2 protein-coding genes are annotated in these 1,315 nt (G+C 74.7%); both read right to left on the reverse strand.

The window, feature by feature from the left end; genetic code table 11:
* On the reverse strand, positions 1-528 hold a 528-nt coding region (locus HW445_RS31285; RefSeq protein ID WP_308800244.1), incomplete at its 3' end, for an SAM-dependent methyltransferase.
* Entirely contained in the window at positions 525-1,211 is a 687-nt protein-coding gene (locus HW445_RS31290; RefSeq protein WP_180224153.1) for a precorrin-8X methylmutase, read from the reverse strand. The genes HW445_RS31285 and HW445_RS31290, both read right to left, overlap by 4 nt.
* Positions 1,212-1,315 lie beyond the last annotated feature (104 nt).

Consider the following 1,315-nt stretch of genomic DNA (forward strand, 5'->3'; position numbering starts at 1 on the left):
CGCGTCGGTGTCGGCGAGGCGGCGGGCCAGTTCCGGTTCGGGCAGGGTGCCGGGGAGGACCGTGAGCACGTCGGTCTGCCGGACCAGCGGCGCCGCGGTGGCCGCGGCGGCCGCGGCGAACGCGGGGACGCCGGGCACGATCTGCGTCTCGTACCGCTCGGAGAGCCGGTCGTGCATGTACATGAACGATCCGTAGAACAGCGGGTCGCCCTCGGAGAGCAGCACGACGTCGCGCCCCGCGTCGAGGTGGGCGGCGAGGCGGGCGGCGGACTCCTCGTAGAAGTCGGCCAGGGCGCCCGCGTAGCCGCCGGGGTGGTCGGTGGCGCCGGTGGTGACGGGGTAGGTCAGCACCTCCTCGGCCGCGGTGCCCGGTATGAGCGAGGCGGCGGTCCGGCGGGCGTTGGACTCCTTGCCGACGCCCGCGTGGTAGGCGACGACGTCGGCGGAGGCGATCAGCCGGGCGGCCTTGAGGGTGATCAGTTCGGGGTCGCCGGGGCCGACGCCGACTCCGTGGAAACGTCCGGTCACTCCTCCTCCTTGGCGAGTGCGTTCAGGGCCGACGACGTCATGGCGGATCCGCCGCGGCGGCCGTGGACGGTGACGTACGGGATGTCGATTCCGTGGTCGTCGGCGAGTTCGGTGAGGGCCTGCTTGGACTCGGCGGCGCCGATGAAGCCGACCGGGCAGCCCACGATCGCGGCGGGGCGGGGAGCCCCGTCGATCAGCATCTCCAGCAGGTGGAACAGGGCGGTCGGCGCGTTGCCGACGGCGACCACGGCGCCCTCCATCAACGGCTCCCAGAGGGAGACGGCCGCCGCGGTGCGGGTGGTGCCCCAGCGGCGGGCCAGGGCGGGCACGCGTGCGTCGCCGAGGAGGCACAGGACATCGTTGTCGCGTGGCAGGCGGCTGCGGGTGACCCCGGTGGCGACCATGGTGACGTCGCAGAGGATCGGCGCGCCCGAGCGCAGGGCGGCGCGGGCGGCCGGGACCAGTCGCGGGTGGATCACCAGGTCGTCGGCGAGGTCGACCTGCCCCGCCCCGTGGATCATCCGCACGGCGAGGCGTTCCGCCTCGGCGGGGACGTGGTCCAGCCGCGCTTCGCGGCGGATGGTGGCGAAGGAGTCGACGTAGATGGCCGGGCCGTCGGCGAGGTAGTCGTAGTGCGTGTGCGGCCTGCGGGGCCCGGTGCCGCCTGTGGGGGTGGTGTTCACGCGGCGGCTCCCGGGACGATGACGCCGCGCCAAGGCGTGACGGTGAGTTCGGTGGCGCCCGCGGCGTGGGCCTCGTCCACCAGCCGGGCGACGAGGCCGGCGGT

It is taken from the genome of Streptomyces sp. UH6, from assembly GCF_013421635.1.
Lineage (GTDB): Bacteria > Actinomycetota > Actinomycetes > Streptomycetales > Streptomycetaceae > Streptomyces > Streptomyces abyssomicinicus.